We start from the raw sequence: 19355 nt of genomic DNA, 5'->3' as shown, positions 1-19355 counted from the left end.
CGGCCCATGAGTCCCCGGGGGCAGCAGGCAGCACGGGCCGTGCAACAGCAGCCGGTCCAGCCTGCGCAGCCGTCTGTACGGCGTCCGACGGTGCAGGACGTGGCCCGCGAGGCCGGTGTCTCACCGTCGACGGTGTCACGCGCGCTGCACACCCGCGGCTACGCGTCCCCCGCCGTACGGGCTCGCGTGCGGGCAGCGGCCGAGCGGATCGGGTACGTGCTCGACCACAACGCCCGCAACCTGCGGAGCCGTACGTCGACCTCGATCGGCGTGCTCATCTCCGACCTGCGCAACCCCTTCTACGCCGACCTGGCTGCCGGTATCGAGGAGGAGCTGCGGGCGGCGGAGTACCAGATGGTGCTTGTCAACGACAACGGCGACCCGGCAGAGGAGATGCGGGCCGCCGAGACACTGCTGGCGATGCGGGTCCCCGGTGTGATCGTCACGCCAGTCACTGCCAAGTGCCCGCGGGTGCTGCAGGAGAACGGCGTCCACGTGGTGTGTGCGGACCGTGAACTCGGCCGGGGCAACGGCGACGTGGTGATGAGCGACAACAAGGCCGGGGCGCGCGAGCTGACCGACCACCTGCTGGCTCTCGGGCACACCCGGATCGGGCTGCTGATCGACGAGACCAAGTGGTCGACCGGCGCCGGGCGGCTGGCCGGCTTCCGGGCCGCGCACCTGGACAACTTCGTCGACCTGGACGAGGACCTGATCGCGTACACCAGCTTCGACGCGGAGGCGGCCCGGGAGACGACCCGCAAGCTGCTGAACGACCACGACGTCACCGCGATCATCTCCGCGAACAACGTGCTGGCGCAGGGTGCGCTGGCCGAGATCAAGGACCGGCGGCTGAAGATCCCTCGCCAGCTCAGCGTCGCGGCGTACGACGACGTGCCGTGGATGTCGCTGGTCCAGCCGGCGCTGACCACGGTCGACCAGCACACCGTCGAGCTCGGGCGCAGCTGCGCGCGGTTGCTGCTGGCCCGGATCCGCGGCGAGCTCCCCACGAAGCGGCGGATCGTGCGGGTGCCACCGCGGCTGATCGTGCGCGGCTCCACCGGTCCCGCGCCGCGCTGATTCCCGGTCTGTTGTCCACAACCTCCCATCTGACGTCTTGACGTCGGCAGAATCTCACACCTAACGTGCTCTGCAACCAAATGTGGCATCGATACCACATTTCGGCCACTCGCCCCCTGTCGAGGATTAGGAGCACACGCAATGAAGCACCTGCGCCTTCCCGTGGCGCTGGCCGCCGGGACCCTGGTTCTGACCGCCTGCGCCGGCGTCGGGAACAAGGAGGACTCCGGTGGCAGCACCACCGGCTCCACCGACTCGACCCCGTCGGGAACCCTGAACGTGATGGGTTTCAGCGGTGAGGACGAGGTGGCCCAGTCCCGGGTGAACGCGTTCAAGGCGGCGTACCCGACCGTCACCGTGAAGAACAACAAGGGCGACTTCGACGCCCAGCAGTTCCTCACCGCGGTGTCCAGCGGCAACCCGCCGGACGTCGTCTACATGGCCCGCAACCTGATCGGGACGTACGCGGCGAAGGGCGCGATCCAGCCGCTGGACGACTGCATCAAGAACAGTGGAATCGATACCACCCAGTACCGCGAAGCGGCGATGAACGAGGTGAAGCTGAAGGACAAGACCTACGGCATCCCGGAGTTCTACACGGTCTCGACCAACCTGATCAGCGGCAAGGCGCTGAAGTCCGCCGGCGTGCAGACCAGCGACATCCAGACCGCCGACTGGGACAAGCTCGAGCAGACGGTCAAGAAGCTGTACGTCGCCAAGAGCGGCCGTCCGGCCCGGATCGGCTACGACCCGAAGATGCCGGACTTCTTCCCGCTCTGGGCGATGGCCAACGGCGCCGAGCTGGTCAAGCCCGGCGGCGAGCCGAACCTGAACGACCCGAAGGCGGTCGAGGCGCTGCAGTACACGATCAAGTTGATCACCGACCAGGGCGGCTGGTCGAACTTCAAGACCTTCCGCGACACCTTCGATCTGTTCGGCGAGAAGAACCAGTTCACCAAGGACCGACTGGCCGCGTTCCCGATCGAGAACTGGTACGTCAACGTCCTGCTCGACTCGCGCAAGCAGGGTCTCGAACTGCAGTCGACGATGTTCACCAACCGGCAGGGCGAGCCGATCAGCACCATCGGCGGCTCGGCCTGGGTGGTGCCGAAGGGCGCCAAGAACATGAACGCCGCCTGCCAGTGGGCGAAGACGATGACGTCGCTGGAGACCTGGCACAAGGCTGCCGAGGCGCGGATGCAGACCGTGACCAAGGACAAGAGCTTCTTCACCGGCCTGTTCACCGGGAACAAGAAGGCCGACGAGGAGATCAAGGCGAAATACCTCGCGCCCACCGGTGACGCCGGCTTCGACCAGGCGATCAACAACTACTACGACGTGCTGGACAAGGCGAAGTCGATGAACCCGTCACCGGCCGGCGCGGAGATCGACGCCGCCTGGAAGAACGCGGTCGGCAAGGCGCTCGGTGGGTCCGCCACCCCGCAGGCCGCCCTCGACCAGGCCCAGTCCGAGGCCAAGGCCGCCTTCGACAAGGTCAACCAGGGCTGATTCGATGACCACCACCGTCGAGCGTCCGGTGGCGGGCGGGCAGGCCGAGCCCGACCGCCGCCGGCCCAAGCCGCGGCGCAGCCCGCTGGCGAAGCGGGAGGACCGGGCCGGCTGGCTGTTCGTCTCGCCGTGGGTGATCGGGTTCCTGATCTTCACCGCGGGGCCGATGATCGCCAGCCTGGTGCTGTCGTTCACCGACTACCAGATGATCCAGGCGCCGCGGGCGGTCGGCCTGGAGAACTACCGCGAGCTGTTCGACGACCCGCGGGTGCTCAAGTCGCTCAGCAACACGTTCGTCTACGCGGCGATGTTCGTCCCGCTCGGCACCGTCGTGGCGTTGGCGCTGGCGATGATGCTGCAGCGGGTCGGCCGGGCCGGGGGCTTCTTCCGGACCGCGTTCTACCTGCCGGAGATGACGCCGGCGGTGGCCGCCGCGGCGATGTTCCTGCTCCTGCTGAACGGTCAGCAGGGCCTGGTCAACAAGGTGCTCGGCTGGGTCGGCATCAACGGGCCGAACTGGACCACCGATCCGAGCTGGCTGAAACCGTCGCTGGCGATCGTGAGTCTGTGGACACTCGGTGGCACGGTGGTGGTCTACCTTGCGGCGCTGAACGGCGTACCGAAGCAGCTGTACGAGGCGGCCGAGCTGGACGGTGCGGGGCCGGTGACCCGGCTGTTCCGGATCACGATCCCGATGATCTCCGGGGCGCTGTTCTTCACCGTGATCACGAACACGATCGCGGCGATGCAGATGTTCGACCAGGCCTACACGATGTTCTACGGCCCGCAGCAGAAGGCAGCGGCGTCGGAGGAGTCGCTGGTCTACATGGTCTACCTGTTCCAGAACGCCTTCCAGTTCTTCAAGATGGGCTTCGCCTCGGCGATGGCGTGGCTGTTGTTCGTGATCATCCTGCTGATCACGTTCATCCAGGTCCGGATCGGCAACCGGTACGTGTACTACCACGGGGAGCGCTGATGACGATTCCCTATCGGCGGTTGCCGTTCCTGTTCTTCCTGACGCTGGCGACGTTCGCGTTCTGCTACCCGTTGGTGTGGCTGGTGTCGGCGTCGCTGAAGCCACGGTCGCAGGTGTTCGACAACCGGCTGATCCCGGAGATCTTCCAGCCGTCGAACTACGTGCGCGTGTGGGAGGCCGCGCCGGTGCTGCGCTGGCTGACGAACTCGCTGACCGTCGGCTTCATGGCCGCCGCGGCCGTGACGTTGTCGAGCGCGCTGGTCGCGTTCGGGTTCGCGTACTTCCGGTTCCGCGGCCGGAACCTGCTGTTCGGGGTGCTGCTCTCGACGATGATGCTGCCCGGCGCGGTGACGATGATCCCGGTGTACCTGATCTGGAACCGGCTGGGCATGATCGACACCCAGATCCCGCTCTGGGCGCAGAACCTGTTCGGCTCGGCGTTCTACGTGTTCCTGCTGCGGCAGTTCTTCCTCGGCATCCCACGCGAGTTGTTCGAGGCAGCCCGGGTGGACGGCTGCGCGTACTTCGGGCTGTTCCGGCGGATCGCGTTCCCGCTCTGCAAGCCGGCCCTGGTGATCGTGTTCGTCTTCGAGTTCAAGGCGAGCTGGTCGGACCTGATGAAACCGCTGATCTACCTGCAGACCCCGGAGTACTTCACGATGCCGCGCGGCCTGAAACAGATCATCGACGCCTTCGCCCTCTCGGGTCACTACGAGTGGGAGATCGCGGTGGCTGCCAGCGTGATCGCGGTGGTGCCGATGATCGTCCTGTTCGCCTTCGGCCAGCGGTACATCCTCGACGGCGTGGCCACGACCGCGCAGAAAGGCTGAGCGTGCATCCCGCTGATCTGCCGCCCGTGCTCGCGTTGGACGTCGGTGGCACCAAGCTCGCTGCCGGCGTCGTCTCCGCTGACGGCACGGCGCGGTCCTTCTGCCAGGTCGAGACCGCCGTGGACGAGGGCCCGGCAGCCGTGGTCAAGCGCCTGCTGGACCTGGGCGAGCAGGCCCTGACCGAGGCCGGTTCGGTGCCGGTGGCGGCCGTCGCGGGGTCGGGCATCGCGCCAACCGTCGCCGGGACGGGCACCGCGGCGGCTGTCGCCGGGCAGGTGGCCGCGGTGGGTGTCGGGTGCGGTGGACCGCTCGATCCGCGGACCGGGGTGATCCTCGGCCCGCCGGGTCTGCCCGGCTGGGACCACGTCCCGCTCGGCAGCTTGGTGGCCGACCGGTTCGGCCTGCCGGCGTACGTGGAGAACGACGCGACCGCGGCGGCGCTCGGCGAGTACCGCTGGGGTGGCTGGGATGTGCGGAATCTGGTCTACCTGACCGTCTCCACCGGCTTCGGCGGCGGTGTCGTTGCTGACGGCAAGCTGTTTCACGGCGCGGCCGACCAGGGCGGCGAGCTCGGGCACGTGGTCGTCGACTGGCAGGGGCGTCAGTGCGGCTGCGGCGCCCGCGGCTGTGCGGAGGCGTACGTCTCCGGGACGTCGATCGCGCGTCGGGCTGCCGAAGCTGTGATGGCGGGGTCGAGTCTTGCGGTGCTGCCGGCGATCACAGCCAGGGATGTCGCTGAGCACGCGGCGGCTGGTGATCCGGTCGCGCGGGCTGTGTGGGACGAGACGACCGCGATCCTCGGCCGGATGGTCGCCGTGCTGATCAATGTCTGTGAGCCGGAGCTCGTCGTGCTCGGAGGTGGTGTCACCAGGGCGGGCGATCAGTTGCTGGCGCCCGTGCGGGACGCTGCGTTGCGACAGGCGATGCCACCGGCCGCCGCGGCGTGCGACGTGGTACTCAGCAGGCACGGTGATGCGGTCGGGGTGCTGGGTGCCGCGGCGATCGCCTTCGACCGTTTGGAGGTGACCCGATGACCGAGCTCTGGGTGGACGGCCTGCTGGACGGGCAGCTGGAGCGGCATGCGGAAGTGACCGCCTTGATGCGGGACCAACTCCCCCAGGTGCAGGCGGTCGCCGACGAACTGATCCGCCGGCTCGCGGCCGGCGGTGTGCTGTACACGTACGGGAACGGCGGGTCGGCCGCCGACGCGCAGCACCTGGCCGGCGAGCTGATCGGCCGCTACCTCCGCGAACGCCGCCCGCTCCCCGCGGTCGCGCTCATCGGGGACGCTGCGGTGGTGAGCTGCATTGCGAACGACTACTCCTACGACGACGTGTTCGCGCGGCAGGTGACCGCGCTGGTTCGTCCACAGGACATGGTGGTGGGGTTCAGCACATCCGGTTCGTCGCCTACGGTGGTGAAGGGTCTCGCGGCGGCGCGGGCGAAGGGCGCGTGCTCGGTCGCCTTCACGTCGACGCGCGGCAAGGATCTCGCGGCGGCGGCGGACCTGGCGGTCGTCGTACCGGCCGAGGAGACCGCCCGGATCCAGGAGATGCACGTCCTCGCCCTGCACCTGGTCAGCGAACTGGTCGACCGCTGGGCGCTCAGCACCGACATCGTGGAGACGTCATGACACGTGGTCCCCTGCACATGATCGGCAATGCTCACATCGACGCGGTGTGGCTCTGGCAGTGGCAGGAGGGGTATCAGGAGGTGCGGGCCACGTTCCGGTCCGCGCTCGACCGGATGGACGAGTACCCGGACTACGTCTTCACGGCGGACTCGGTCGCGTACTTCAGCTGGATCGCCGAGCACGATCCGGGCCTGTTCGAGCGGATCCGCAAGCGGGTCGCCGAGGGCAGGTTCGAGATCGTCGGCGGCTGGTGGGTCGAGCCGGACTGCAACATCCCCGGCGGCGAGGCCTTCGTCCGGCACGCGCTGTACTCGCAACGGTGGCTGGCCGAGCACCTGGGTGTGATCGCGACCGTCGGCTGCAACGTGGACCCGTTCGGCCACAACGCGACGCTGCCACAGCTGCTCAGCAAGGCCCGGCTCGACTCGTACGCGTTCCTGCGGCCGCAGAAGCACGAGCGGGAGCTGCCGGGACAGAAGTTCTGGTGGGAGTCGGCGGACGGTTCCCGCGTGCTCGCGTACCGGATCCCGCATGAGTACTGCTCTCCGGGCGGCGAGATCTCCGGCCACGTCACCAAGGCGCTGCAACAGTTGCCGGCGACCACCGAGCCGCTGATGGTGTTCTACGGCGTCGGCAACCACGGCGGCGGCCCGACGATCGAGAACATCGAGTCGATCAAGCAGCTCGCCCGGCGCGACCTGTTCCCGGAGATGTTCCCGTCGACGATGCGCCGGTTCTTCGACGAGGCCCGCACGTTCGACGGCATCCCGGTGCATCCGACCGAGCTGCAGCCACACGCGATCGGCTGCTACGCCGCACATTCCGGCGTGAAGCGTCAGAACCGGCTGGCCGAGCAAGCACTGCTCGCGGCCGAGAAGTGGACGACGATCGCAGCGGTGATCAGCGGGACGCTGGATGCTACGGCCGAGCTCGGTCACGCCTGGAAGCAGGTGCTGTTCAACCAGTTCCACGACATCGCGGCCGGCACGGCGATCGAGCCGGCGTACGACGATGCCCGCGACCAGCTCGGTGAGGCGAAGGCGATCGCGGCCCGGCTCGCGAACCGCTCGATCCAGTCGATCGCGCGGCAGATCGACATCCCGGCCGAGTCGGCGATGGTGCCGGTGGCCGTGTTCAACCCGCACGCCTGGCCGGTGACCGCGACCGTGGAGCTTGAGCTCGGGTACCCGGCGCCGCTGCGGGGTGCGATCGCGTTGTCCGAAGGGCTCGACGGCCGGCTGATCGACGTTCAGGAGGTCCGGTCGGCGGCGACGGCGAACGGGCGGCGGCGGATCGCCTTCAAGGCAACGGTTCCACCGCTTGGGTACCAGCTGTACACGATGCGTCCGGGCGACGGGTCGTCGTACCACCTTGGTCAGCCAGCTGGTGACCTGGTGCTGGACAACGGGGTCGTGCGGGCCGAGGTGGACCCGAAGACGGGCTGGCTGCGGTCGCTGGGGTTGGCAGACGGGCCTTCGCTGGCGGCTTCCGGGGTCGCGCATGCGCAGGTGATCGACGACGACACGGACACCTGGAGCCATGGAGTCCGGTCGTTGTGGAACACGGCAGGGTCGTTCGAGGTCAGTCGGGTCCGGCGGCTCGCGGATGGGCCCGTTCGGCAGGTCGTCCGGGTGGAGTCGAGGTACGGCGAGTCCCGGCTGGTGGAGGAGTTCGTGCTCGACGCGGAGTCCGACGCGGTCGAAGTACGGGTGACGATCGACTGGCGGGAGAAGCTGAAGGCGCTGAAGTTGTGCTTCCCGTTCGCGGTGAAGAAGTCCGAGGCGACGCACGAGATTCCGTACGGGCACCTGGTGCGGGAGCAGAATCGCGAGGAGGTGCCGTCGCACGCGTGGGTGGACATCTCGGGCGCCGGCGGCGGCGTCGCGGTGCTGAACGACGGGAAGTACTCGTTCGCCGTCGACGGCTCCAAGGCCGGGAAGCCGGTGCTGGCGATGACAGTCGTGCGGTCGCCGGTCTACGCCTGGCACGATCCGCGGCAGTTGGACGACGACGGCGTGTACGAGTACCTGGATCAGGGAATCCAGCGGTTCACGTACCGGCTGCAGCCGCACGGCGGTGACTGGCGCGCCGCAGGTGTGGTGCGACGCGCGGCCGAGCTCAACCAACCGGTCACACCGCTGATCGAGTGCTTCCATGACGGCCCGCTGCCGGTCTCGCAGTCCTACCTGACCGTGCACGGCTCGGACGACGTGATCTTCTCGGTCCTGAAGCGAGCCGAAGACAACAACGGCGCCGTGGTCCTGCGCGGCTACGAGATCAGCGGCCGTCCGGCAGAGGTGCGAGTTGAGTTGCCGTTCCTGGGCCGCTCGGTCGACGCATCCTTCGGACCGCACGAGGTGAAGACCTTGCAACTCCCGTCGTCGGCCGAGGCCACTCCGGTCGAGGTCGACCTGCTCGAGTGGAACCCGTCGAAGCCACCGCCGTTCGGAGCCTGATCCGGTGAAGGTCACTGTCGAGGACGCTGGTGGAACGGCTCTCCCGGACGACGCGTGGCAGGTCGACGTCCAGGTCGATCCCCTGACCGATGGCGAGCATGGGGTGCGGCTGCGGGTTCGGTACGACGGCTCGCAGCCGGTAGATGCCCGCATCCGCGTCGAGGTGCCGGTGCCGGCCGTGGAGCATCCCCGCTGGCTGATTCCCGGAGTGTTCTACGGGGACAACCGAGACCCGGCCTGCATCCGCCGATACCCGCGCTACTCCCCAGGCGAGTTGGACGCCTCCGACCTCGTTGCAGACCACTGGTCCTTCCGCGCCGACCGCGCCGCCACACCGGCTGTCTTCGGCTGGGGTCCGAACGGCGGAGTCGCTCTCGAGGTCGACGCCAACACTGCACTGGGTCTCAGCGGCCTCGGCCTCGGAGCAGGCCCGGATCGGCCAGCGTCGATCTGGGTCTCACTGCCCTATCGCGAAGAACCCTTCAGCTACGTCGGCGAGCCACACGGCGTCCCCTCGCTCGCCGAGTCGTTCCGCTGGGAGCCCGGCGATGCGCACGAACTGCGTATCGGCCTCTGGGACCTGCCGGCCGATCACGCCGGCTTCGCACCGGTCTTGCGTCGACTCCGAGCTCGCGAGCGGGCGACCAACCCGCCGGTCGAGCCGTGGGTCGACCTCGCCGACGCTGCCGAGCTCACGTCGTACGGGCTCTGGCGGTGGCACTATCGCGAGGACCCCGCGGTGCTCGTCGAGACCGCGCTCTTCGACCGGGAGTTGATCGGCGGCGAAGGCGGCAACGACCGGTTGGCGATGCACGTCGCGTGGGTGAGCGGCATTCCGTACGCGCACGCGCTGCTGCGACACGGCCGTCGCGTCGGCAATCCGTCGTACGTCGAGGCCGGTACGGCGGTGATCGACCACATCACGAGCAACCTCACACCGGCCGGGACGTTCTGGGGTTGCTGGTACGCCGAGGGCGGCTGGAAACAGTCGTGGACACCGGTGCCCGGCGGGCTGCATGCGCGGACGCTGGCCGAGGCGACGTTATTCACCGTGCGAGCGTTGGCGGCCGAGCGTGTGGAGCATCCGACCTGGCGGGATGCGGCGTTGCAGAACCTCGGCTTCGCCCTGTCGGCGCAAGATGCCGAGGGCAACTTTGGCAGCCTGTACCACCTGGAATCGGGTGAGGTGATGTCGCGACGAGGTGCGGCCGGCCTGACCTGGGTCGCCGCGATGGCGGAGGCCTACGAAGTCTTCGGCGACGAGCGACACCTGGCCGCGGCGCGGTCGGGTGGCGCGTATTACGCGGCGGATGTCCGCAACGGCACGCTCTGCGGCGCCCCGGAGGATGTCGACCTGGCGCCGACCTCCGAGGACGGCTACGCCGCGCTGATCGCGTACGCCGCTCTCTACAGGATCGACCGGGATCCCGGCTGGCTCGAGCTGGCGCGTACGGCGGCCGACTGGATGCTCACGTTCCGGTACAGCTACGACGTGAGCTTCTCGCCGCAGACCATTCTCGGCGCCTACAACTTCCGCAGCCGCGGCGCAGACACCGCCAGCCCGTCGAACCAGCACCTGCACAACTACGGCCTGATCTGCACGGCCGAACTGGCAGCCCTCGCGACCTGGACCGGCGACGACTCCTACGCCCTCGCAGCCGTCGAGCACCTCAGATTCGCCCGCCAGTTCGTCGCCCGCCGCGACGGCGACTTCAACGCCCGCCGCGGCATGGTCACCGAACGCTACTACCAAACCCAATGCTTCGGCCCACCCGGCGCCATCCTCACCCTCTCCCACTCCTGGTGCATAGGCCTACTACTCCTCGCCTGCGAAGACGCTCTGACCCACCTCACGACGATCGACTGGTAAGACTGCTTGGTCAGTTGCTGACGGCGTTCTTCCATGGGCGAGCGTGGGTATGGACGATGTTGGCGATCAGGGCGAGGCGGTCTCTGCAGGTTGTCGCTAGGGCGGAGGCGGGGTCGGCCGTCTCGAGGGCTGGGGTCCAGAGGGCTCGGCCGGCGAGGGTGCCTGAGGCGCCGCCGCGGCAGGCGAGCTCGACTGCGCGGGGGAAGTCGTCGCGGGCGACGCCGTTCGACAGGACGACCCACGGCACGTCCAGCGTGTTGGTCAGCTGTTCGCAGGTCTTGATGATCTGGTTCGGATCGCCGAGACCGCGGCTCGGGACCTGCGCCTTGTACAGATCAGGACGAACCGGCCCGAACGCCTCGGCCGCCTCCACGATCGCCGCGTCCAGCTCGAAGTCGTCCTCACCCGGCGCGGGCTGCGCCACCGGCTCCAGCACCGACAACAGTCCGGCGTCCGCGCATCGCCGTACGAACTCCGCGGCCATCTCCACCCGCCGCGCAGCCTGATCGTCGCGCTTCCAGATCACCAGCAGCTTGAGCGCGACCGCCCCCTCAGCACGCGCTGCGGAGGCATCCACCGACTCGTCCAGCTGGGTGTCCGTGACCGGCCCGCCACGCTCCTGCGTCAGCGCATCGGCCGCCAGGATCCACCCGGGCTCGCGGGGAGCGTCGTACCCCTTGTCGATCAGGAAGCCGGACGCCAGTGGCGCAAGGTGTTCCGCGACGGCGGCCTTGAAGGACGTGATCGCCGCGGCATCATCGGGCCGCCCGTGCTCGGCGAGCATCGTGCGCAGGCTCTCGCGCTGGTCCATCGCGACCATCGCGAAGGTGCCGTCGGGATAGGCAAGGGCATCAAGTGTCGGGCTCACGACACCACTTTATGGAATCGATGCCAGAACGCGCCATCCCACACCTCAGCCAACTGTGGACAAACCTCGATCACCCTTGCCCGCAACGGCTCCACCGGCGTACCGGTCACCACCTCGGCCGCCATCCGCGCGGCCCCTTCGGCCGCCGTCGCTTCGCCGTCGAGTACGGCGAACTCCCGCCCACCCGACGCGAGCGCCTTCCGCCGCATCCACCCGCCAAGCCTGACCGGACCCCCAAACGCCACCGTGCTCCGCCATGGAATCCCGAGCAACCGCGTCTGCTCCTCAGCCATCCACCGCGCGTGAAAACTCAGCGCATCCACCAACGCCCGCATCTCCTCGGCCGGATCATCGACCGGCCGCAGCACGTCGTACGTCGATGCCGGATCCGGCGCAGGCGCCTGACGCCCCTGTGGATAAGGCGCAATGACCCGCTCACTCGGCGACTCCACCTCATCCAGTACGGCGTTCAGCCACGGGTAACCGCGGTCGAGCGCAGCAAGCCTCTGCTCGACCAGACCGCCCGCCGCGCCGTTGCCGGAGATCGCACACCCATGCTGTCCGTCGACGTACCACCCGGTGCTGATGCCCTGCTGCCGCAGTACGTCGTCCAGCACCGGCGCAGGACTCGGTGTGATGATCGCCTCCGCCGTACCAAGCGAGTCAGCCACCTGACCGGGCTCACGCACTCCTGCGGCCCACGCACCGACCAGGTGGTCGTGACCGCACAGCACCACCGGCACGCCGGCCGGTGTGATCGCTGCGACCGTCATGGGCTCGACCAGAGGCGGCAGGTGGTCCAGACCGCCGTACGCGAGCAGGTCGGGGTCCCACTGCCTGGTGCGGAGGTCCAGTACGCCGAGGCGCTGAGCATGCGTGAGGTGCATCGCATAGGTGCCCGTCAGTGCGGCCAGGACCAGGTCAGGAGCACCCGCCCACAGCCTGGTGCGGGCCAGAGTGTCGCCCAGCCAGCGCCAGGTCACCACGGGCAGCTTGGCGCTCAGCCGGAGACCGGTCCGGGCGTACAGCTCCTCAGGACCGACCTCAGCCCGCAGCTGTTCGGCCTGCTCGACGCCTGGCTGGTCACGCCAGGTGATGAGCTTGGTGAGCGGCTGCAGGTCCCGGTCGAGCGGCACACCGGTCTCCGCCATCCCGGAGATGCCGATCCCCTCGACCCGCTCCCTGTCGGACAGCTCCCCGACCAGTCGCCGTACGGCGTCCTGCAACTCCCCAGCGTCATCCGGCGTACGCACCGACCGGACCACCACGGCGGGCCCGGCGCGGCCCGGAACTCGGCACACCTTCAGGTTCGTCGTACCGACATCGACGCCTATCCAGGTCACCTGTAAGACCCTAGACCGGGTGATGCGATAGCGTCCGGTGGTCCCCGAAGAAGGAATGTCATGGGTGAGCTGAGCAAGATCGTGGTCGTCGTGCCGACCTACAACGAGCGGGAGAACCTGCCCGTGCTGGCCGGGCTGCTGTCCGACCTGAATCTGCCGGGCCTGCAGATGCTCGTGGTCGACGACAACTCCCCCGACGGCACCGGCGACGTGGCCGACGAGCTGGCGAAGGCGTCGCCCGAGCAGGTCGGCGTACTGCACCGGACCGAGAAGAACGGCCTCGGCCGCGCCTACATCGCCGGCATCAGCCGCGCGCTGGACGAGGGCGCCGACATCGTGATCCAGATGGACGCGGACCTGTCGCACCCGGCCTCGGTGATCCCGACCATGGTCGAGATGCTGCGGACGACGGACGCCGGCGTGGTGATCGGGTCCCGGTACGTCGAGGGCGGCTCCGCGGCCGCGGAGTGGGCCTGGCACCGCCGGGCGCTGTCCGCCTGGGCCAACTTCTACGTGAACGCGATCCTGCGGCTGCACGTCAAGGACGCCACCGCCGGGTTCAAGGCGTGGAAGGCCGACACGCTGCGCTGGATCGACGTCACCACGATCCAGAGCAACGGGTACTCGTTCCAGGTCGAGATGAACTACCGCACGGTCCGCCGCGGCCTGCGGATCGCGGAGACGCCGATCCGCTTCGAGGAGCGCACGGCCGGAGCCTCCAAGATGAGCCTCAAGGTGCAGCTCGAGTCCGCCCTGATGCCCTGGAAGCTCCTGTTCCGCCGTTCGGCCTGAGCCTCAGATCGACTTGGCGACGGAGGCCAGCATGCGCGTGCCGTCGCGGAAGACCGCTGTCTGATCGTCCTTGCGGGCGGCGACGCACAACGTGACGGTGACGTTGTGGATCGACTCGACGCCGGTCATCGTCGTGCATTTGGCGACGAGCGAGAGAACTCCGCCACCGGACGTGGTGTACCGGCCTGAGTAGGTCAACTGGGCCTGGTTGTCGATGTTCGAGTTCGCCGGGCTGAGCGTCTTGACGGACGATTTCCGGACGCCGGTGAGGCGATCGGCCTTGATGAGGTCCGCCGCCACGGCCGAGACCGCGACCCGGGCGGGATAGCCGACGGGATTGACCATCACGAACACGGCACCGGCGCGACTCCGGGAGCCGAGCGTGACCGAGTACTGCGTCGAGCGGTCCTTCCGCCAGCCGGTCGCGGGTTTGACGTAGACGTCGTCGTACACCTTGATGCCCTGGTCGACGTCCTTCAACGTACGCCGCCGCTCGGTGGGCGTCGGAGACGGAGTCGGAGTAGGCGTCGGGACCGTGGTCGGGGTGTCGGTGGGGGTCGCGGACGGCTGGGTCGACGGGTCGGGGGAGGACAGACCGTCGGAGTACGTGGCGGTGGGCAAGGGCGAATCCGCTGAGGTGTTTCCGTCGGAGCGGGTCAGTACGAACACTCCGACGCCACCGATCAGCGAGACGACGACGGCGATCGCGGCGGCGATGAGCCATCCCGTCTTGTTCTTGCGTGGCGGCGGGAGGTGGTAGCCGGGCTCTTGGCCGTCGTGCGGCGGCTGCATGGGTGGCTGGCCGTAGTACTGCGGCTGAGTGGGGGGCCGGTCGTAGTACGGCGGCTGCCCGCTGTGCTGCGGGGGCTGGCCGTAGTACTGCGGCTGGCTCACTGGTTGGGCCGGCGGCACGGGGTACGCGCGCGTCGGTTCGTTGTCGGGGTTCCAGGCAGGCGGCTGGGACGTCGGGTCACTCACGACAGGGGGCCTCAATCGGTTGGCGATGACGAAGAGGCCGGTCCCCGATACCGGCCGAGTGAGGTTACCTCAAGCGCGTGATCCGCGTCGCATTCTTACGGGTGATTTGCACCAAGTGGCAACGGCTACCCGTAGCCGAGCTCGTGGAGGCGGGCGTCGTCGATGCCGAAGTGGTGCGCGATCTCGTGCACCACGGTGATGTTCACCTCGTCGACGACGTCCTCGACGGTGTCGCAGATCGCCAGCGTCGGGTTGCGGTAGATCGTGATCCGGTCCGGCAGTACGCCGCCGTAGTAGTGCCCGCGCTCGGTCAGCGGGATGCCCTCGTAGATCCCGAGCAGCTCCGGATCGCTCGCCGGCGGCTCGTCCTCGACGAAGATCGCGACGTTGTCGATCAGCGCCGCCAGCTCCGGCGGCACCTCGTCCAGCGCCTCGGACACCAGCACCTCGAAGTCCGCCCGGTTCATCTCGATCACGCTGCCAGCGTAGTGAGTCAGAGCCAGCCCTGCCTTGACGCTTGGACGCCGAGCTGGAACCTGGTTTGGGCGCCCAGTGCTTCCTGCAGGCGGCCGATGCGGCGGGCGATGGTGCGCTCGCTGACGCCGAACTCCCGGGCGATCGACTCGTCCGTCAGGCCGGCGCTCAGGTAGGTCAGCAGCCGCTTCTCCTCCAGGCTCGGCCCGGCGTTCACGTCGTTCAGCTCGGTACCACTCGTGATCGGCACCGCGATCCGCCACAGTGCCTCGAAGATCCGCGCCATCCCTGCCAGCAGGGGCGAGTCATGTACGACGACAGCCGCAAACGCCGGCCCACGCCGTACCTCGGCCCGTGCGCCCACCAGTGCCCAGCGGTCGTCGACGATCGTGATGTTGAGCGGCACGTGCGGGAAGACTCGCGCCGTCTCACCGGCGTCGATGCACGCCTGCACCATGTGCAGCGCGTTGGCGTCCTGGAGGACGTGGGCTCCGTAGATCACGTCGTACTGGACACCGCGTTCCAGGGCCTCGAACATCCCGTCCACGATGCGTATCTGCCGGGCCGCGATGTTGCCCATGGTCATGGCGCGGACATGCTGCTGCGCGTCGGTCTGGACGGAGTTCAGGACCGCCTGTGAAGCGGCGTACGTCGGCAGGACCTCCAGATAGTCCTGCTTACCGGCTGCGGCCTTCCAGAGCTCGCCGAGCACCTCCGCGCTGTCGCGGGCCAGCTGCGCCTGCTGCGTGTGACGCTCCGCCAGGGCCTCCATCGCGAGCCGTGGCGGGCGAACGGCCATGGCGTCGCCGTTGCGCTCTACGAGGCCGAGTTCGGCCAGCTCCTCGAGGCTGCTGTCCACCTGCTCGTGCTGCGCTGCCAGGTCGACCGGTGCCGTGTCAGGGCGCTGCAGCAGGTCGAGCAGCAGCGCCTGCGCCGGGGCCGAGAGGCCCAGCGCCTGAAGCGGTTCCATGCCCTTGTGTACCACCGGCGGCAGGGGTGGCGACAGGTTGCTGACATGCCGGTTTCTGACAGCGCAAGGCCTCGTAGTGGGCGCTACTCGATGCCAATACTGCTGCCGTCCCCACCAGTTCCCCCGAGGAGAGAGATTCGGATGAGAATGCGCCTGGCGATCGCTGCCATCGCCCTGGTACTCGGCCTCGCCGCACCGCCCGCGGCCGCGGCCACTGCGTCCCCGGCCGCTCCGACGCAGAGCGCCGTACCGCAAAGTCTGTCGCCCGAGCTTCAGCAGATTGTCGACAATCTACCGGCAATGCGCGCACACGCGGCGGCGGTCCAGGCTGAGCTGGGGCTGCCGGACAACCCGGCGCTGGACGCGCTCATCGAGGCCATCGACCCAACGCAGTACGAGTGCTCGGCGGCCGTGCCACCAGTGGTCGCGGCGATCATGCCGGATGTCGCGGGTTGGACCTTCGAGCAGATACTGGCCGTCCTGCACGTGCTGATCTACCAGATGGCGCTGGTCGACGCGGCGTACCTGCCGCAGCCCGCGCCGTACACATACGGCGCCAACGGTGAGTTCACGAATGTGGTGAACCGCACGAACCGCGACCTGCGGACGTTCTGGGACATCCCGTCCGGCGACATCGAGCTCGTGCCCGCCCACGGCCGGTCGATGCTCGACGCCGAGGTGAACTACCGCGTCTTCACCGCTGTCTACAACCTCGACCCGGTCGCCTCGCGGGTGTCGGCCGACCTGGTCGCGCGGGAGCTCAACAGCGCGGCCCTCGGGTACGGCGACCTGCCCCTGTTCACCTTCAACGCGTACGCAGCGCCCGGCGGCGACGTCATCCCCGGGTACGGCGTCTCGCCGAAGCGGATCGCTTTCGGTGACGGCGTACTGGAGGGCTTCGCCCGCGTCGGACTGGGTGACGTGGCGCCGCAGGCCATCCTGGCGCATGAGTTCGGTCACCACATCCAGTACGCCCGCGACCTGATGCGCAGCGACCTGCCGGCCCCTGAGGCCTCCCGGTGGGCCGAACTGATGGCCGACGCGTACAGCGCGTACTTCCTCACCCACGCCCGCGGTGCGGCGTTGCAGTGGAAGCGGGTCGAGCTCTTCAGCCAGCTGTTCTACCAGCTGGGCGACTGCGGCTTCGCCGAGGGCGGCCACCACGGAACGCCCAACCAGCGGATGCGGTCCGCGCTCTGGGCATACGGCGTCGCGGACTCAGCCCGGGAACAGGGACACATCCTGCCGGCGCTGAGCTTCTACCAGCTGTTCGTGGCCCAGTACCCGCAGCTGATCGCCCCTGACGCAACCAGCTAGCCCTCCCCCTCAGGGCGCCGTACGCCGTCTCTCTCACCCGGCGTACGGCGCCCGCCCCTGCGGGTCTCCGGACCCTGGTCGATGCCTGCTGAGTAACTCGTTTTGGAGCCAGCGCCCAACTCCTCTATGCTTACGGCTGTCCCTGGAGCTTCGGCTCCCGCGGGTCCGAGTCCCCATCGTCTAGTGGCCTAGGACGCTGCCCTTTCAAGGCGGTAACGCGGGTTCGAATCCCGTTGGGGATACGGCCGAAAGGCCGGTGTCAGAAGCACCTCGAAGATGCTGTAGGATCATCGAGAAATCTGGCCCAGTGGCGCAGTTGGTTAGCGTGCCGCCCTGTCACGGCGGAGGTCGCGGGTTCGAGTCCCGTCTGGGTCGCCAGGAGAGGCGGCGGTGTCAAAACACCGCCGCCAATTTTCTCCCCGGTCAGGTAGCTCAGCTGGTAGAGCGTCCGCCTGAAAAGCGGAAGGTCGGCGGTTCGAGACCGCCCCTGACCACCCTTCTTTAGCGTGACTCGGGCCAATCTGGCCCGACTGCCAGTCCCCGTGAGTCCCCCTCAGCAACCATCCGCAGTTGCACGGATGTTGCACGCCGTTTGACTCGTAGGAGCCATCGAATGCCGGACCTCGTCAGCTCAACCGTGATTGTGTCCGCGCTGACATCCGCGGCTGTTGCACTGGGCGTCGACTGGACCGTGAAACCTCGACTGGAGGCTCGGAAGGAGCGCCTCCTCGCGGCTCATCGAGCTCGTTCGACTGTGCTTCGGTGCTTGACGATAATCCTCGTCGCTGCCGCAAAGCTGGGCACCGAGACTCCGGGAACGTTGACGGCGGACGCGCGCAAGATGTGGTTGGCGGAGCTGGACGCAGCGAAGGAAACGATCGCCGCAACATCGCGCGACCTTGAGCAGGCGGTTCTCGACGCCGGCATCCCGTTCGAGCGGATCCTCGTCCCTCTCACTCGTTTCGCCAATCAATCACGAGGGCTCGTCCTGGGCGACCGGAGGAATCATGAGAAGGCCGAGCTGATCCTCGCGTCCGGCGCTCCGCTCCTAGAAGCGTGGCGGGCTGCGATGCGTCCACTCTTCGGTATCCGAGCCGTCCGTGGGGGTTCCAAGCTCGTCGAGGCTGTGGCCGCACTAGATCGGGCCGTAGCGGCTGGCCAATCCGATCCGTAGTCGAGTTCAAGCTGTCTATCCTCGATCACGGTATGCTTGATTGCAGCCGCCGATGCGGACGGACTGTCCAGGGCTGTCCAGCACGATCCATGGCCGCTGTTAGCAAGCCCGTTAGCAGGGCGGACGAGCGACTCATCACGAGTCCGTTGCCCTGCCTCTGCGGGAAGATGTTTGCATGCCTGCGATGCCAACCACGCTGCGGTCCGTAGCCGGGGCCGGTCTGCATGCTCTACTGCGCCTGCCTCGGTTGCCTGAGCTACCACCGCTCGATCTGGCGACCCACCGTGAGTATGAGGAATTCACAAGGAGCTACGTCGATCCGCCCGGCTCACGGGAGGGACTGCAGCCGCCACGGCAGACGATGACCTACCTGCGGTGGCTCGCGAGCCACCGGCAAGTGCTGTTCCATGGCAGTCAGCGCGACAGTATCAGCGAGCTGAGACCGGACCGCGAGTCCGACGACAGCACGGCGTTTGGTAGCCAGCGCGCGGTTTTCGCGACGGACGATCCAGTGTGGGCGATGTGGTTCGCCCTCCTGACCCGTGGGCAAGGCTTCCGCTCCACGCGCAACGGCGTCTGGTCGATACCTGGCGACACGCAGCACCAGCAGTACTTCTTTTCCGTCGACAGCGACCAGCCGGACGCGGAGCTGCTCACCCACGGCTGGTTATACATGCTTTCCCGAGACGGATTCACGGCTGAGCCCGCCGTCGCAGGACTGCTGCAATCGGGTCAATGGGTCAACCCCAACCCGGTCAGACCGGTTGCCCGGATTGCCGTTGCTCCGGCTGACTTCCCGTTCACGAGCATCATCGGACGCCACAGCGGCAGTGAATCCATGTTTCGCACCCTTTGGAACGCACGTACCGCATCCTGCCGCCCTTGAGTCCACCGCGACGCGATGCCCCTGCGTCTTCCCGTCTGCCACACTCCAACCAGCCGGCCAAAATCGACCTGGCATCCCGGTGCACCAGGACTCACCGTAGTACCCAACTGAAGGGTCTCCAGATCCTGATGCGGATGCTGTCCGGATCCGTTGCCTCGAGCAACGATCTCGACGTTGTGCGTCATCAGGTACCCGAAGC

General features: G+C 68.0%; 17 protein-coding genes and 3 tRNA genes. 15 read left to right on the top strand and 5 right to left on the bottom strand.

The window, feature by feature from the left end; translation table 11 throughout:
• Positions 1–6 precede the first annotated feature (6 nt).
• From ACIBGM_RS14300 to ACIBGM_RS14265, 8 genes are all read left to right on the top strand, one after another.
• Positions 7–1080, top strand: a complete 1074-nt coding sequence (locus tag ACIBGM_RS14300) for a LacI family DNA-binding transcriptional regulator (RefSeq protein WP_396385699.1) — start codon at positions 7–9, stop codon at positions 1078–1080.
• Positions 1081–1221: 141 nt separating this feature from the next.
• Positions 1222–2589, top strand: a complete 1368-nt coding sequence (locus ACIBGM_RS14295; protein WP_396385698.1) for an extracellular solute-binding protein — start codon at positions 1222–1224, stop codon at positions 2587–2589.
• Positions 2590–2593: 4 nt separating this feature from the next.
• Positions 2594–3565, top strand: coding sequence for a sugar ABC transporter permease (locus tag ACIBGM_RS14290; protein WP_360524778.1), 972 nt, complete (start codon positions 2594–2596; stop codon positions 3563–3565).
• Positions 3565–4395: a carbohydrate ABC transporter permease gene (locus tag ACIBGM_RS14285; protein WP_396385697.1), complete on the top strand. Its 831-nt coding sequence runs from the start codon at positions 3565–3567 to the stop codon at positions 4393–4395. Before ACIBGM_RS14290 ends, ACIBGM_RS14285 begins: the two co-directional genes overlap by 1 nt.
• Positions 4396–4397: 2 nt before the next feature.
• On the top strand, positions 4398–5429 hold the full coding sequence (locus ACIBGM_RS14280; protein ID WP_360524772.1) for an ROK family protein: 1032 nt from the start codon (positions 4398–4400) through the stop codon (positions 5427–5429).
• Entirely contained in the window at positions 5426–6028 is a 603-nt protein-coding gene (locus tag ACIBGM_RS14275; RefSeq protein WP_396385696.1) for an SIS domain-containing protein, read from the top strand. Before ACIBGM_RS14280 ends, ACIBGM_RS14275 begins: the two co-directional genes overlap by 4 nt.
• A complete protein-coding gene (locus tag ACIBGM_RS14270) occupies positions 6025–8484 on the top strand; it encodes an alpha-mannosidase (RefSeq protein WP_396385694.1) in 2460 nt (819 codons plus the stop codon). Before ACIBGM_RS14275 ends, ACIBGM_RS14270 begins: the two co-directional genes overlap by 4 nt.
• 4 nt (positions 8485–8488) lie before the next feature.
• Entirely contained in the window at positions 8489–10354 is a 1866-nt protein-coding gene (locus tag ACIBGM_RS14265; RefSeq protein ID WP_396385693.1) for a hypothetical protein, read from the top strand.
• A 10-nt stretch (positions 10355–10364) separates the two neighbouring features.
• On the opposite strand, the gene ACIBGM_RS14260 is transcribed toward ACIBGM_RS14265, so the two are convergent.
• Together ACIBGM_RS14260 and ACIBGM_RS14255 are read right to left on the bottom strand one after the other, a co-directional pair.
• Positions 10365–11222 (bottom strand): aldolase, encoded by an 858-nt coding sequence (locus ACIBGM_RS14260; protein WP_396385692.1) that lies wholly within the window; start codon positions 11220–11222, stop codon positions 10365–10367.
• Positions 11219–12565, bottom strand: a complete 1347-nt coding sequence (locus ACIBGM_RS14255; RefSeq protein ID WP_396385691.1) for an L-fuculokinase — start codon at positions 12563–12565, stop codon at positions 11219–11221. The genes ACIBGM_RS14260 and ACIBGM_RS14255 overlap by 4 nt, the downstream gene beginning before the upstream one ends.
• A 60-nt stretch (positions 12566–12625) precedes the next feature.
• Here ACIBGM_RS14255 and ACIBGM_RS14250 point away from each other — a divergent pair, with 60 nt between their 5' ends.
• Positions 12626–13357 carry a polyprenol monophosphomannose synthase gene (locus ACIBGM_RS14250; protein WP_360524754.1) on the top strand — a complete coding sequence of 244 codons (732 nt, stop codon included), beginning with the start codon at positions 12626–12628 and terminating at the stop codon, positions 13355–13357.
• Positions 13358–13360: 3 nt separating this feature from the next.
• Here the strand turns inward: ACIBGM_RS14250 and ACIBGM_RS14245 are convergent, their stop codons facing one another.
• The 3 genes from ACIBGM_RS14245 to ACIBGM_RS14235 all read right to left on the bottom strand — a co-directional run bounded on the left by ACIBGM_RS14245 (position 13361) and on the right by ACIBGM_RS14235 (position 15779).
• Positions 13361–14335: a hypothetical protein gene (locus ACIBGM_RS14245; RefSeq protein WP_360524751.1), complete on the bottom strand. Its 975-nt coding sequence runs from the start codon at positions 14333–14335 to the stop codon at positions 13361–13363.
• Positions 14336–14460: 125 nt separating this feature from the next.
• Entirely contained in the window at positions 14461–14811 is a 351-nt protein-coding gene (locus tag ACIBGM_RS14240; protein WP_360524748.1) for a metallopeptidase family protein, read from the bottom strand.
• Between the two features lie 17 nt (positions 14812–14828).
• Entirely contained in the window at positions 14829–15779 is a 951-nt protein-coding gene (locus tag ACIBGM_RS14235) for a LuxR C-terminal-related transcriptional regulator (protein WP_396385690.1), read from the bottom strand.
• A 141-nt stretch (positions 15780–15920) separates the two neighbouring features.
• Here ACIBGM_RS14235 and ACIBGM_RS14230 point away from each other — a divergent pair, with 141 nt between their 5' ends.
• From ACIBGM_RS14230 to ACIBGM_RS14205, 6 genes are all read left to right on the top strand, one after another.
• Positions 15921–17096, top strand: coding sequence for a hypothetical protein (locus ACIBGM_RS14230; RefSeq protein ID WP_396385689.1), 1176 nt, complete (start codon positions 15921–15923; stop codon positions 17094–17096).
• Positions 17097–17265: 169 nt separating this feature from the next.
• Positions 17266–17338, top strand: a tRNA-Glu gene (locus tag ACIBGM_RS14225).
• Positions 17339–17397: 59 nt separating this feature from the next.
• A tRNA-Asp gene (locus tag ACIBGM_RS14220) sits at positions 17398–17474 on the top strand.
• Positions 17475–17517: 43 nt separating this feature from the next.
• A tRNA-Phe gene (locus ACIBGM_RS14215) sits at positions 17518–17590 on the top strand.
• Between the two features lie 119 nt (positions 17591–17709).
• Positions 17710–18270, top strand: coding sequence for a hypothetical protein (locus ACIBGM_RS14210; protein ID WP_360524736.1), 561 nt, complete (start codon positions 17710–17712; stop codon positions 18268–18270).
• Between the two features lie 184 nt (positions 18271–18454).
• Positions 18455–19156, top strand: coding sequence for a hypothetical protein (locus tag ACIBGM_RS14205; protein ID WP_396385688.1), 702 nt, complete (start codon positions 18455–18457; stop codon positions 19154–19156).
• Positions 19157–19355: the final 199 nt, after the last annotated feature.

This window comes from Kribbella sp. NPDC050470, from assembly GCF_044458365.1.
GTDB lineage: Bacteria > Actinomycetota > Actinomycetes > Propionibacteriales > Kribbellaceae > Kribbella.
This window is presented reverse-complemented; position numbering and strand designations above follow the sequence as displayed.

Excerpts from the sequence above, each read along its gene's own strand:
- ACIBGM_RS14250 (WP_360524754.1), top strand. The coding sequence starts at position 12,626 with ATGGGTGAGCTGAGCAAGATCGTGGTCGTCGTGCCGACCTACAACGAG.
- ACIBGM_RS14290 (WP_360524778.1), top strand. The coding sequence starts at position 2,594 with ATGACCACCACCGTCGAGCGTCCGGTGGCGGGCGGGCAGGCCGAGCCC.
- ACIBGM_RS14295 (WP_396385698.1), top strand. The coding sequence starts at position 1,222 with ATGAAGCACCTGCGCCTTCCCGTGGCGCTGGCCGCCGGGACCCTGGTT.
- ACIBGM_RS14285 (WP_396385697.1), top strand. The coding sequence starts at position 3,565 with ATGACGATTCCCTATCGGCGGTTGCCGTTCCTGTTCTTCCTGACGCTG.
- ACIBGM_RS14275 (WP_396385696.1), top strand. The coding sequence starts at position 5,426 with ATGACCGAGCTCTGGGTGGACGGCCTGCTGGACGGGCAGCTGGAGCGG.
- ACIBGM_RS14210 (WP_360524736.1), top strand. The coding sequence starts at position 17,710 with ATGCCGGACCTCGTCAGCTCAACCGTGATTGTGTCCGCGCTGACATCC.
- ACIBGM_RS14270 (WP_396385694.1), top strand. The coding sequence starts at position 6,025 with ATGACACGTGGTCCCCTGCACATGATCGGCAATGCTCACATCGACGCG.
- ACIBGM_RS14230 (WP_396385689.1), top strand. The coding sequence starts at position 15,921 with ATGAGAATGCGCCTGGCGATCGCTGCCATCGCCCTGGTACTCGGCCTC.
- ACIBGM_RS14235 (WP_396385690.1), bottom strand. The coding sequence starts at position 15,779 with ATGGAACCGCTTCAGGCGCTGGGCCTCTCGGCCCCGGCGCAGGCGCTG.
- ACIBGM_RS14300 (WP_396385699.1), top strand. The coding sequence starts at position 7 with ATGAGTCCCCGGGGGCAGCAGGCAGCACGGGCCGTGCAACAGCAGCCG.
- ACIBGM_RS14205 (WP_396385688.1), top strand. The coding sequence starts at position 18,455 with ATGCCAACCACGCTGCGGTCCGTAGCCGGGGCCGGTCTGCATGCTCTA.